Below are 12,738 nucleotides of genomic sequence, written 5' to 3' on the forward strand. Positions count from 1 at the left end.
GATCCTGCACCTCGTCGTGGCGCTGATCGCCGGACTCCTCGGGATGCACGTGCTCGCCGGGCACGGGTCCCCGGCGGCGGGCGCGGAGGCGGGGCGCACGCGGCGATGGCCGGGGCGGTGGTGCCTGCGATGGCGGCGGACTCGGTGTCGGCTCCGGCCGGGGCGGCGGTGCCGGCGATGACGGCCGAAGCGGGCGTGCTCGCGATCGCGGCGGACCACGACGCCGCGGCCGGTCCCGGTCACGGGTGCGCAGACTGCGCCGAGCACGCCGCGATGGCCGAGGCCTGTGTGCTCGCCCCGGTCGCATCCGCCGCGCTACCGGGGCCGCCCGCCGAGGACCTCCGTCCCGTGCTCGCCGCAGGGGTCGCCGTCTCGCCGGCGAACGATCCCGCGGATCCGCGCCCTCCGAGTATCGCGGAGCTCTGCATCAGCCGCAGATGAGCCGATGCCCGGTGCGTCTCGCAGTCCCCGGTTTCCGCGGGCCGACGCACCGGAGCGGCTTCGCGCCCGCCGTCCGGCGGCGCGCGTCATCGACGACGAAAGCAGAGAACGACATGACCATCCGCACCCTCCACCGCGCCCTCGCGATCGGGACCATCGCCCTCGCCGGGGCCGTCCTCACTGCCTGCGCGCCCACGACCGACCACTCCGGGATGCCAGGGATGTCGCACGGCGCGACCGCCCCGGCGACCGGGTCCGCCCAGGGTTCCGTGAATGACGCCGACGCGATGTTCGCGACCATGATGATCGATCACCACCAGCAGGCGATCGACATGAGCGACACGCTCCTCGCCAAGACCGGCGTGGATGCACGCGTCGTGGACCTCGCGACCAGGATCAAGGACGCGCAGACGCCCGAGATCACGAAGATGCGCGGCTGGCTCGCCGATTGGGGCGTGCCGTCAGCGTCGGCCGGATCCATGAGCCACGGCGACGGCATGATGAGCGAGGCCGACATGGCGGCGCTCGAGGCGGCCCCTGGTGCCGAGGCGGGGAGGCTGTTCCTGCAGCAGATGATCGTGCACCACGAGGGTGCGGTCGAGATGGCCCGCACCGAGAAGGCGGACGGCGCGGATCCCCTCGCCGTCGCCCTCGCGAGCACGATCATCGACGTCCAGACCGCCGAGATCGCCGAGATGAAGAGCCTGCTCGCCGCGCTCTGACCCGGGCCCCGGCCCGGTTCGCGGGCCCGGCCCGGTTCGCGACGTCGTGCAGGTGTCGCGTGCGGAGCGCAGGGGAAGGCCACCCACCTTCGGGTCGTCCCCCTCAGCGGAGCCCCTGGGGTGCGCTCACGGGGACGACCCGGAATGCCGGGCGGCGCAGGCCCGGTCCCCGGGTTCCCCACCTTCGAGTCGTCCCCCTCAGCGGAGCCCCTGGGGTGCGCTCACGGGGACGACCCGAAGTGCCGGCCGGCGCAGTTCCGGACCCCGGGTTCCTCACCTTCGGGTCGTCCCCGTCAGCGGAGCCCCTGGGGTGCGCTCATGGGGACGACTCGAAAGTGGGTGGTGGAGACCTGAAGGGCAGGGGAGACCACCTGTCCGGATCCGGGGGGCGCGCGTAGCCTTCCGGTATGGACGGCTTCGCGGCGGTCGACTTCGGCTTCGCGCGTGAGGTGCTCCAGCGGGGCATCGCGGCGCTGTATCTGATCGCCTTCGTCAGCACGCTGAACCAGTTCCGCGCGCTGCTGGGCGAGCACGGACTGCTGCCGGCGCCGGAGCTCCTCGCCTGGGCCGGATCCTCCCCGCGCGCCCGCCGGCTCCTGCGGCCGACGCTGTTCCTTCGGGTCCGGTACACGGACCGACGGCTCGCGGCCCTGTGCATCGCGGGGATCGTCGTGTCGGCCACGCTGGTGGCAGGACTGCCGCAGCTCGCGCCGCCGTGGGTGCCGATGGCGTGCTTCCTGCTGCTGTGGCTCGGGTACATGTCGATCTCCTCGATCGGGCAGACGTTCTACGGCTTCGGCTGGGAGATGCTGCTGCTCGAGGCCGGGTTCCTCGCCGCGTTCCTGGGATCCGCGTCGCAGCCGCCGCCGACCCTGATCATCGTGCTGTTCTGGTGGCTCGTGATCCGGCTCGAGTTCGGCGCGGGGATGATCAAGATCCGCGGCGGTCACGAGTGGCGCGACCTCACCGCGCTCATGTACCACCACGAGACGCAGCCCATGCCGGGACCGCTCAGCCGGCAGGCGCACCTGCTGCCGCGGTGGTTCCACCGCCTCGAGGTGATCGGCAACCACATCGCGCAGCTCGGAGCGCCCTGGCTCCTGCTCGCGCCGATCCTGGGTCTGTGGATCCCCGGCGCGTCGACGGGCTCGGCGACCTGGCCGGCGATCGTGGGGGCGGCGGGCGCCGCCGTGGTCATCGCGACGCAGCTCTGGCTCGTCCTCACCGGCAACTTCGCCTGGCTGAACTGGGCGACCATCGTGATCGCGTTCTCCGCGGTCGGGATCCCGACGGGCGCGCCGCGCCCTGCGGCGACGGTCCTGCCGTGGACGATCGACGGCCTGTCGCTGCCCTGGTTCGTCGTGACCTCGGCGGTGGCCGTGCTCTACGCGTGGCTTTCGGTGCCGGCGGTGCGCAACCTGTTCTCGCGCAGTCAGGCGATGAACGCGTCGTTCAACCGCTGGCAGCTCGCGAACGCGTACGGCGCCTTCGGAACCGTCACGAAGGAGCGGATCGAGATCGTCGTGGAGGGCACGATGCAGCAGGATGCGGACCCGGATCCGCACGCGGGCGAGTGGCGCGAGTACGGCTTCCGCGGCAAACCGGGAGAGCTGCACCGCATTCCAGGGCTGTTCGCGCCGTACCACCTGCGCCTGGACTGGCTGATGTGGTTCCTGCCGCTGGGCCGGATGTACGAGGACTGGTTCGCGATGCTCCTCGTGCGCCTTCTCGAGGCGGATGCGCCCACGCTGCGGCTGCTACGACACGACCCCTTCGCGGGAGAGCGGCCGCGCCAGGTGCGGGCCGTCGCCTACCGCTATCGGTTCACGACGCGCGCCCAGCGTCGCGAGAGCGGGCGCGTGTGGATCCGCGATCGCCGCCGGGTGGTGGTGCGCCCGCTGTCGCTGGGCGACGGCTAGCGCGGTCGGCGTTCGGCGGCACTCAGCGCAGGGCGACGACCTCGCCGCCGCGCGCTGCGGATGCCTGTGCGGCCGTGACGATCTCGACTGTGCGCACGCCGACGTCGCCGTCGGGCTGGGGTCGGCGACCTTCGCGGATCGCCGCCACGAACTCGGCCAGCAGCAGCGCGTCGAGGTCGGCGCCCACCGGGTCCCAGGTCTCGCCGTGCGCGTCGTGGCCGGCGACGCCCTGCGCGAAGGGGCTGACGGTGATCGTCCCGCGCTCTGCGACGATCTGCAGCGTCAGCCCGCCCCACGTCGGAGACGAGACAGGCCAGCTCCAGGAGCAGTCGATGCTCGCGATGACGCCGCTCGGGTACTGCAGCGTCACCATTCCGCCGGTCTCCACCGCGAGGTCCCGGTCGCCGTAGAGCGCCTGGTTGGCGATGGCGCGCACCGCGTGCGGACGCTCGCCGAGGAGCTCGTCCAGGAGGTCGGCGCAGTGCACGACGTGGTCCACGAGCGCGCCGCCGCCGGCGAGAACCGGATCCGTGAACCAGGCGCGGTCCTGCGGGAGCTTGCCGTTGTTGGCGCCGACGACGCCGAGCACGGCGCCGAGGCGACCGCTGCGGAGCTGCGCCACGGCGTCCCGGTAGGACGGAGCGAACCGCACGGGAAAGGCGACCATCAGGGTGACGCCGGCGGCTTCGCACGCCGCGCGCATCGCGGTCGCGTCCTCGACGGACGTGGCGAGGGGCTTCTCGCACAGCACGTGCGCCCCGGCGGCCGCGGCCCGCTCGACCAGTGCGCGATGGCGGGAGTTCTCGGAGGCGATCACGACCGCATCCGGCTTCCAGGCGAACGCCTCCTCGTAGCCGTCGACGTAGGCGACGCCGAGCTCGGCCGCGAGTGCCGCGCCGCGGGGCGCGTCGTCCGGAGCGGACGCGCCGTCGGGGTCGGTGGCGATGATCTCGACGCCGGGCATGGCGCGCAGCGCGTGCACATAGCTCAGCGCGTGGGTGTGCGCGAACGACAGCACCGCGATGCGGAGCGGGGCGGCGCCGGTCATCGGGAGACCTCCTGGTCGGTGAGCGCGACGGGGGCGCCCGTCGCGATGGATGCGTAGGCGGCCTCCGCGACAGCCACGGCCTCGACGCCGTCGGCGGGAGGGATCCTGCTCGGCCCGCCCGTGGCGAGGGCGTCGAGGAAGTCCGCGATCTCGGCGAAGTACGGGCTCTCCTGCGGCGACATCGGCGGCAGGTAGTCCGTGGCGGCGTCGGTGAGCACGGCGTCGGTCCTGGCCGTGCGGTCCTCTGCGCTGTCATGCCGCATCCGGCCCGCGGATCCGGAGACCTCGACGCTGGTCCGGAACGGCATGCCCGGTGCGACCCAGCTCGCGTGCAGCTGGCTGATCACGCCGTTGCGATGCGTCAGGACGACATGCGAGGTGACCGGCGCGGGGACCACATCGTCGATGGTCGGCGGGTTCTGCACCGCGTACACGGACGCGACGGGACCGGCGAACCAGATGGCCTGATCGATGTCGTGGATCATCAGATCCCGGATGAGGCCGCCTCCCGTGCTCTCGCGGAAGAACCACGGCGTCTGCGGAGCGGATCCGGCGCGGCTGAAGCGCTGCACCGCGATCGTGCCGAGGCGGCCGTCGTCGATGGCCTGCTTGATCCGCGCGTACTCGCCGAAGTAGCGGACGACGTGCGCGGGGAACAGCCGCACGCCCGCGGCCTCTGCGGCGGCGACGACCACGCGGGCCTCCGCGGCGGTCGAGGCGAGCGGCTTCTCGCAGATCACCGTGCGTCCGCGGGCGATCGCCCGCAGGGCGAGGTCCGCATGGGTGCTGCTCGGCGTGACAATGTCGACGATGTCGACCGCGTCGATGAGCTCGTCGACATCCGCGATCTCGCGGAAGCCGTACTCCTGGGCGATCGCCGCTGCGCCCACCAGGGAGGTCACGCTGCCCTCCGCGCCGAGGGCGCGCCAGGCGTCCGCGTGCACGCGGGAGATGCCGCCGGCGCCGATCAGTCCGACACGGAGCGTGCTCACTGTTCCTCCTCGGGGAGTCGGGGATCCGCCGGAGCGGCGGATCCGTCAGGGGGGAGCGGCGTGATCGAGGGGACCGCGAGGCCCTCGATGCCGTAGATCGCGGTCGCGTGCCGCCGGAACGCGTGTACCAGGGCGCCGTGCGCGGCGGCCTCCGCGCCCATCCTCGCCTCCGCGATCGGGACGGTGAACGGCAGGGCGATGTGCTGCGCGAGCCTCTCGCGCAGCGGATCCAGGAGCTGGCCGTGCGCGGCGGAGAGTCCGCCGCCGATCACGATCATCGCCGGATCGACCGTCATCACGAGGGTCGCGATGCCGTGCGCGAGCTCCGTCACGAAGCGGTCGATCTCCTGCTGCGCCTCGTCGTCGCCGTCCCTGGCACGCCCGAACACCTCTGCAGCGGTCTGCCCGGTCCGCCAGGTGATCTGCCCGGTCTCGGATCCGAGGCCGCGGAACGCGTGCCTGCCGATGTCGCCGGCCGCGTTGTGGATGCCGCGGCGCGGCCGTCCGCCCAGAAGCAGACCCATGGCGATGCGGTTGCCCACGGACAGGTACAGCACGTCGTCGACGAGCTGGGCGACGCCCAGATGATGCTCGGCGACCGCGGCGAGGCGCACGCCGTTGTCGACCGCGACGGGGCAGTCGAACACCTGGCGGATGTGGGATCCGATGTCGATGCCCGACCACTCGGGGATGACGACCGACGCGGTGACGCGGCCCTGGTCGTCCACGATGCCGGGGAGGGCGACGCCGATCGCGCGCACGCGGGCGACCGGGATCCTCGCGTCGGTGAGCGTCGTGTTCATGTCGGCGATGACCGCCGCGAGCTTGGACGCGCCGTCCTGTTCGTCCCTGATACCGGGGAAGGTGCGCTGCAGGATCACGGCCCCCGCGAGGTCGGCGATGATGACGCGCACGCTCGCGACGCCGATGTCCACGCCGACGACCGCCCCGGCGTTCGCATCGAACGCGTAGCGGCGGGCGGGCCGGCCCGCTCCGCGCCCTGCGGCGGCGGGAGCCTCGACGATCAGGCCGGCGTCGCCGAGCGCCGTCACGGCGTTCTCCACGGACGTGCGGGAGAGGCCGAGTGTGAGGGTGAGGTCGTTGACCGTCGCAGGTCCGCTGTCCCTCAGCTGGAGCGCGGATCGGGCGATGATCGACGACGGTGCAGGAGTGGTCACACTGCTTCCTCTCGTCCTCGGCGCCGGTGGTAGCGATCAAAATAGCACAACGTCCTCACGAAATTCAGAAGTTCCGTAGAGGCGCTTGAGAATGAGTATCGCGGTTCTCATGATTCGTTGTGAACTGCCGCTTGACTAATTATCACATCGTGATGTCATAATAGGGCAACTACCCTGCACGGTTTTAGCAAAGGAGCACCATGCGCGTCAGCAAGTTCGCCTCGATCGCGGCGGGGATCGTCGCCATCGCCGCCCTGGCAGGCTGTTCCGCCGGGTCGGGAGGCGCCGCCGCCTCCGCGGGCGGCGAGCAGAAGGTCACGGTCTGGCTCTACCCGGTCGTCGCCGACGAGACCAAGCACAAGCAGTTCTGGGACTCGACGGTCGCCGCGTTCGAGAAGGACCACAAGAACATCAAGGTCTCGTACGAGATCTTCCCGTGGGCGAACCGCGACCAGTCGCTGCAGACGGCGATCGCCGCGGGGAAGGGGCCGGACGTCGTCTACCTCATCCCCGACCAGCTCGCGGCCTACCAGAAGGCGATCCAGCCCCTGGACGACCTGCTCAGCAAGGATCGGCAGAAGCAGATCCTGCCGAACGTCAAGAGCTCCGTCACCCTGGACGGCCACCTGCTCGGCGCCCCGATCCTCACCAGCGCCCAGCCGCTGATCTGCAACGCCGCCGCGTTCAAGGCCGCCGGCGTCACGGACTACCCGAAGACGTGGGACGACATCAAGAAGCTGGCTCCCGCGTTCGCGGCCAAGGGCATGTACGTCCTGAACTACCCCGCGTCGGCGGAGAACACGCTGAACCTCACGTTCTACCCGCTGCTGTGGCAGGCGGGCGGCGCGGTCTACGACAAGTCCGGCGGCGTCGGCTTCGACAGCGCTGCAGGCACCAAGGCGCTCACCTTCCTCAGCGACCTCGCGAAGGAGAAGGCGCTCGACCCCGAGGCGCTGACGACGAACGTGCCGCTCGAGCAGACCGCCATCGCCCAGGGCAAGGTCGGCTGCACCTGGAACAACGCCGTCACCGAGATCGAGCCCTTCTGGGGCAAGGACAACGTCAAGGTGCTGCCGCCGCTGACGGAGAAGAAGTCCGTCGCCTACGGCACGGTCGGATCCCTGTCGGTCCTCAAGGGATCGAAGGCGCAGCAGGCCGCGGCGGAGTTCGCCGAGTACGCCACGAGCGCCGACGTCGTGAAACCCTACCTGAAGGAGGCGGGATACTTCTCCGCCCTGAGCGGTACCGGATCGCTGTACGCCGACGACCCGCTGCTGGGCGAGGTCGAGAAGTACGTTCCGGATACGACCGTCGGCCAGCTCACGACCAGCTCGCGTGCGCTGATGGGCGTGCTGGCGCCGGAGATCCAGGCCGCGCTGCTGGGGCAGAAGGCCCCGGCGGACGCGCTCAAGTCCGCTGCGGATGCGGCGGCACCCCTCCTGAAGAAGTAAGCCCCCGGGGGTGCGCGGACCTCGACCGCGCACCCCCGCCCCACCCTGAGGTGCGATGCGATGACGACGACTCAGACCCGCCGGTCCCCCGGCCGCGTGGGCCGCGTTCTGGCCCGGCGAGAGGCCAGGGTGGCGCTCCTGTTCGTGCTGCCCGCGTTCCTGCTGTTCCTCGCGTTCCGGTTCGGACCCAGCCTCGTCGGCGTCGCCCTGAGCTTCTTCCAGTACGACATCTCCGGGGATGTGTCGTGGCGCGGGCTCGAGAACTTCCAGCGGCTCGTGGCGGATCCGCTGTTCTGGCGGGCGCTCGGGACGACCGCGATCTACACGGTCTTCGCCGTGCCGATCTCGCTCGTCCTGTCGACCGTCATGGCGCTCGGCGTGCGCAGGGCGTTCCGCGGCTCGCGGTTCTTCCGGTCGATCTTCTTCCTGCCCGTGATCACCTCGCTCGTCCTCGCCGGATCGATCTTCGTGTGGATCTTCTCCGGCGACGGCCCGTGGTCGAAGCTCATGGCGCCCCTGGGCCTGGGCGGCTCGTGGCTGGGCAGCACGATCCTGGTGATCCCCGCGATCATCGTCGTCGGGGTCTGGTCCCGATTCGGCTACGGGATGATGATCATGATCGCGGCCATGCAGGACATCCCCCGCGAGCTCGAGGAGGCCGCGCTGATGGACGGCGCGAACGCCTGGCAGCGCTTCCGCTGGATCATCCTTCCGTACCTGCGTCCCACCGTGTTCTTCCTCGCGGTCATCGAGACCACCGCCGCATTCCAGGTCTTCGACGTGATCTACGTGATGACGCAGGGCGGTCCGGCGAATGCCAGCTACTCGCTCGTGTACCTGCTGTACGACCAGGGGTTCAAGTACTTCGACTACGGCTACGCGGCCGCCGTCGGCGTCGCCCTGTTCGTGATGACCCTCGTCGTCGCTCTCATCCAGCGCCTCGTGATCGGAAAGCAGAAATGACTTCTGTGACGCAATCCCGCACGCGGGACGCCGCCTCCTCGCGAGGCCGGCGCTCGTACCGCGCACTCGAGCCCACGGGTTTCGGCGTCGTGCTGCGGTGGATCTGGCTGACCATCGCGGGCATCTTCAGCTTCTTCCCGTTCTACGCGATGATCGTGCTGAGCCTGAAGCCCGGCAAGGTCGTCGAGCTGCCCGGATCCCTGCTGCCGTGGACGGACATCTCCTTCGACGCGTACACGAAGGTCCTCTCGGGGCAGAACATCCTCGGCTGGCTCGGCAACACCCTGATCTACTCCCTCGTCTCCGTGGTCGCCGTGCTGTTCCTCTCCGCGCTCGCCGGGTACGCATTCGCGAAGAAGCGGTTCGCGGGGAAGGAGGTCATGTTCTGGTCCTTCCTGGCCATGGTCATGGTGCCGTTCCACGTGACGCTCATCCCGACATTCCTCCTCATGGCCACACTGGGCGGGGTGGACACCTACTGGGGCCTGATCCTGCCGACGCTCGCCAACGCCCAGGCGGTGTTCCTCATGCGGCAGTTCATCCAGGGGCTTCCGGACGACCTGTTCGAGGCCGCCAGGATCGACGGCGCAGGGGAGTTCCGGATCTTCCTGCGGATCGTGCTGCCGCTGTGCAAGCCGATCCTCGCCACGCTCGGCATCTTCGTGTTCCTCTGGCACTGGAACGACTTCCTCTGGCCGCTCATCATCGGCAAGTCCAACGCGATGTTCACCCTCACCGTCGGCATCTCGTCGCTCCAGCAGCAGAGCGTGCCGCTCAGCACCATGCTCGCCGGCAGCGTCGTCGCCCTCGCGCCCATCTTCCTCGCGTACCTGATCGCTCAGCGCTACGTGCAGGAAGGCGTGACCGGCACGGGCATCAAGGGCTGACCGGCCCGCACCCACGTACCTCGGAAAGGACGCACACACGTGACACCTCAGGCATTCTCGGGCGAGACCGAGCTGGAAGACGCGCTCACCACCCCGAGCCCGGCCCTCGTGGCCGATCTCGCGAAGGGCGCCGGCGATCTGGTCATCCTCGGCGCCGGCGGCAAGATGGGGCCGACGCTCGCCGTGCTCGCGCGGCGCGGACTCGACGCCGCGGGACGCACGGGGGACCAGGTGCACGCGGTCTCGCGGTTCGGCGATGCCGCGGTCCGCCACCGACTCGAGGAAGCCGGCGTGCGGGTCGTCCCGTTCGACCTCATCGAGAACGACGACTTCGCGGGCCTTCCCGACGCTCCCAACGTCGTCTTCATGGTCGGGGCGAAGTTCGGCGCCGCCACCAGCCCGTCCTGGGCATGGGAGGTGAACGCCGCGCTCCCCGACCGGGTGGCGCGCCGCTACCGCGACAGCGCGATCGCCGTGATGTCGACCGGCAACGTCTACCCGTTCCTGCCGGCATCGTCCGGCGGTGCCACGGAGGACGTGGCTCCGGCGCCGATCGGCGAGTACGCGCAGTCCTGCCTCGGGCGGGAGCGCGTGTTCGAGTTCGGCGCGCAGGAGCGCGGAACCCGGGTGTCGATCGTCCGGCTGAACTACGCGATCGACCTCCGCTACGGGGTCCTCGCCGACGTCGGGAGCGCCGTGCACGCCGGGCAGCCGGTCTCGGTCGCGACCGCGAACGTCAACGTGATCTGGCAGGGCTACGCCAACGAGGTGGTGCTGCGCAGCATCGGCCACGCCTCCTCCGACGTGTTCACCGTGAACCTCACCGGCCCCGAGACGCTCAGCGTCGCCGCGGTCGCGCGGCGGTTCGGCGCCCTCCTCGGGCGGGAGGTGCACCTCGTCGATGAGCCGCAGCCGACCGCACTGCTGAACGACTCGCGCCGCTGCATGGCGCTCTTCGGCTATCCGTCGGTCTCCGCCGACACGCTCATCGAGCTGCAGGCGGCCTGGATCGAGGCCGAACATCCGATGTCGGCGAAGCCCACCAAATGGGCCGTGCGGGATGGGCGGTTCTGATGGCGGTCGTTCCGGTCCTGCGCGAGCAGGCCGCGCGCACGCTCGCGCGCGGCGCCGTGATCCCCGCGCATCCGCTGGCGCTGACCGCCGCCCGCCGACTCGATGAGCGGCGTCAGCGCGCGCTCACCCGCTACTACCTCGCCGCGGGCGCGGGCGGTGTCGCGGTCGGCGTGCACACGACGCAGTTCGAGATCCGCGACCCGGAGCACGCCCTGTTCGAGCCGGTGCTCGCGCTCGCCGCAGAAGAGCTCGACGCCCACGGCGATCCCGACGTGGTCCGGATCGCCGGCGTCGCGGGCGGCACGGCGCAGGCGGTCGCCGAGGCCGAGCTCGCCCGGTCCCTCGGCTACGACGCCGTGCTGGTCAGCCCGCGGGTGGCCGGCGCCGATGAGCGCGCGCTGCTGGAACGGGCGAGGGCGGTCGGCGAGGTGCTTCCCGTGGTCGGGTTCTACCTGCAGACCGCGATCGGCGGGCCCGTGCTCGACAGGGCGTTCTGGCGCGAGTTCGCATCGATCCCCTCGGTCGTCGCGGTCAAGGCCGCACCGTTCGACCGCTACCGCACCCTGGAGCTGGTGCGCGGCGTCGCGGCCTCGGGGCGTGCGGACGAGATCGCGCTGTACACCGGGAACGACGATGCGATCGTCGCGGATCTGCTCTCGGAGTTCCGCGTCGCTTCGCCGGACGGGCCGCGCACCCTGCGGTTCGTCGGGGGACTCCTCGGCCAGTGGGCGGTCGGCACGCGCGCGGCGGTATCGGTCCTGGACCTGTCGCGGGATGCGGCCGACGGGGATGTCGCCGCATATGCCGCGCTCGGCAGGATGGCATCGGACCTGGTGGACGTGAATCAGGCGGTGTTCGATCCGGGGAACGACTTCCACGGCGTCATCGCCGGTGTGCACGAGATGCTGCGGCAGCAGGGACTGCTGGAGGGCACCTGGTGCCTCGACCCCGCAGAAGGACTCTCGCCGGGTCAGGCCGAGGAGATCGCCCGCGTGCGCCGGGACTACCCTGAGCTCAACGATGACGCGTTCATCGCGGCGCACCGCGAGGAGTGGCTGCGATGAGCTCCCCCGTCCTGGTCGCCGTCGTCGGAAGCGGTCTGATGGCGGAGTTCTTCTCCGAGGACGACGAGGCGCGGCTGCGTGCGGCTGCGGAGGCTCTCGGCGGTGGATACCTCCGCGCGGACCGGCTCGCGGATGTGCCGGACCCGAGCGGCACGCGGATCGTCGTCACCAGTTGGGGCGCGCCTCCGTTCGACGGCGCCGTCCTGGACCGGATGCCACGGCTCGAGCTGGTGGCGCACACCGGCGCCACGGTCAAGCCGTTCGTCACGGACGAGCTGTTCGCACGCGGAGTCAGGGTCACGCAGGCCGGCGATGCGATGGCCCGTCCCGTGGCGGAGGTCTCGCTGGCCTTCACCCTCGCCCTCCTGCACCGGATCCCGGAGATGTCGCATGCGCTCCGCGATCGCGGCGGCTGGTACGACCCGGCCGTGGGCGCGCAGCATCAGATCCTGGACGCGCCGATCGCCGTGATCGGAGCGTCCCGCACGGGGCGCGCCTACCTCGCGCTGATCCGCGCCCTCGGCGCCCGCCCGCTGCTCGTCGACCCGACGGTCGGCGCCGCCGACGCGGAGGTGCTGGGGGCGGTGAAGACCGAGCTCGACGACGCGCTCCGTCGCGCCAGGATCGTCGCGCTGCACGCGCCGACCCTGCCCGAGACGCACCGCATGATCGGCGCGCGCGAACTCGCGCTCATGCCGGACGGCGCCGGCCTGGTCAACACCGCCCGCTCCTGGCTCGTCGACGAGGCCGCCCTCGAGGCCGAACTCCGCGCGGGCCGGATCTCCGCAGCGCTGGACGTCTTCGACGAGGAGCCGATTCCGGCGGACAGCCCGCTGCGGACCCTCCCGAACGCTCTGCTGACGCCGCATCGGGCCGCGGGCACGGTCGAAGGCCGGCTCGAGCAGGGCAGGATCGTCGCGGACGAGGTCGCGGCGTTCGTGGCAGGACGGCCGCTGCAGCACGGCATCACGCGCGATCAGCTCGCCCTGATGGCCTGAC

Annotated in this window: 12 protein-coding genes; 9 read left to right on the forward strand and 3 right to left on the reverse strand. The window is 71.0% G+C overall.

Annotated features, from left to right (window positions below; all coding sequences use genetic code 11):
• Positions 1 to 129: 129 nt before the first annotated feature.
• The 3 genes from CQ044_RS07795 to CQ044_RS07805 all read left to right on the forward strand — a co-directional run bounded on the left by CQ044_RS07795 (position 130) and on the right by CQ044_RS07805 (position 3,082).
• On the forward strand, positions 130 to 441 hold the full coding sequence (locus CQ044_RS07795; RefSeq protein ID WP_146116757.1) for a hypothetical protein: 312 nt from the start codon (positions 130 to 132) through the stop codon (positions 439 to 441).
• Between the two features lie 113 nt (positions 442 to 554).
• Entirely contained in the window at positions 555 to 1,163 is a 609-nt protein-coding gene (locus CQ044_RS07800; protein WP_105687939.1) for a DUF305 domain-containing protein, read from the forward strand.
• A 407-nt stretch (positions 1,164 to 1,570) separates the two neighbouring features.
• Positions 1,571 to 3,082: a lipase maturation factor family protein gene (locus CQ044_RS07805; protein ID WP_105687940.1), complete on the forward strand. Its 1,512-nt coding sequence runs from the start codon at positions 1,571 to 1,573 to the stop codon at positions 3,080 to 3,082.
• A gap of 22 nt (positions 3,083 to 3,104) precedes the next feature.
• Here the strand turns inward: CQ044_RS07805 and CQ044_RS07810 are convergent, their stop codons facing one another.
• Genes CQ044_RS07810 through CQ044_RS07820 form a run of 3 tightly spaced genes read right to left on the reverse strand, consistent with a single transcriptional unit; the run spans position 3,105 to position 6,300 of the window.
• A complete protein-coding gene (locus CQ044_RS07810) occupies positions 3,105 to 4,130 on the reverse strand; it encodes a Gfo/Idh/MocA family protein (protein WP_105687941.1) in 1,026 nt (341 codons plus the stop codon).
• Entirely contained in the window at positions 4,127 to 5,122 is a 996-nt protein-coding gene (locus CQ044_RS07815; protein WP_105687942.1) for a Gfo/Idh/MocA family protein, read from the reverse strand. The genes CQ044_RS07810 and CQ044_RS07815 overlap by 4 nt, the downstream gene beginning before the upstream one ends.
• Positions 5,119 to 6,300, reverse strand: coding sequence for an ROK family protein (locus CQ044_RS07820; RefSeq protein ID WP_105687943.1), 1,182 nt, complete (start codon positions 6,298 to 6,300; stop codon positions 5,119 to 5,121). Before CQ044_RS07820 ends, CQ044_RS07815 begins: the two co-directional genes overlap by 4 nt.
• A gap of 200 nt (positions 6,301 to 6,500) precedes the next feature.
• On the opposite strand from CQ044_RS07820, the gene CQ044_RS07825 reads away from it, so the two are divergent.
• The 6 genes from CQ044_RS07825 to CQ044_RS07850 are packed head-to-tail and all read left to right on the forward strand — an operon-like array spanning position 6,501 to position 12,737.
• Positions 6,501 to 7,751 (forward strand): ABC transporter substrate-binding protein, encoded by a 1,251-nt coding sequence (locus CQ044_RS07825; protein ID WP_105687944.1) that lies wholly within the window; start codon positions 6,501 to 6,503, stop codon positions 7,749 to 7,751.
• 60 nt (positions 7,752 to 7,811) lie between these two features.
• Positions 7,812 to 8,714, forward strand: coding sequence for a carbohydrate ABC transporter permease (locus CQ044_RS07830; protein ID WP_105687945.1), 903 nt, complete (start codon positions 7,812 to 7,814; stop codon positions 8,712 to 8,714).
• Entirely contained in the window at positions 8,711 to 9,601 is an 891-nt protein-coding gene (locus CQ044_RS07835; RefSeq protein ID WP_105687946.1) for a carbohydrate ABC transporter permease, read from the forward strand. The genes CQ044_RS07830 and CQ044_RS07835 overlap by 4 nt, the downstream gene beginning before the upstream one ends.
• A 39-nt stretch (positions 9,602 to 9,640) precedes the next feature.
• Positions 9,641 to 10,675, forward strand: a complete 1,035-nt coding sequence (locus tag CQ044_RS07840; RefSeq protein WP_105687947.1) for an NAD(P)-dependent oxidoreductase — start codon at positions 9,641 to 9,643, stop codon at positions 10,673 to 10,675.
• Complete coding sequence (locus CQ044_RS07845; protein WP_105687948.1) at positions 10,675 to 11,739, forward strand: dihydrodipicolinate synthase family protein; 1,065 nt, start codon at positions 10,675 to 10,677, stop codon at positions 11,737 to 11,739. Before CQ044_RS07840 ends, CQ044_RS07845 begins: the two co-directional genes overlap by 1 nt.
• Positions 11,736 to 12,737 (forward strand): hydroxyacid dehydrogenase, encoded by a 1,002-nt coding sequence (locus CQ044_RS07850; RefSeq protein WP_105687949.1) that lies wholly within the window; start codon positions 11,736 to 11,738, stop codon positions 12,735 to 12,737. Before CQ044_RS07845 ends, CQ044_RS07850 begins: the two co-directional genes overlap by 4 nt.
• Position 12,738: the final 1 nt, after the last annotated feature.

The organism is Microbacterium sp. MYb64, assembly GCF_002979495.1.
Lineage (GTDB): Bacteria > Actinomycetota > Actinomycetes > Actinomycetales > Microbacteriaceae > Microbacterium > Microbacterium azadirachtae_A.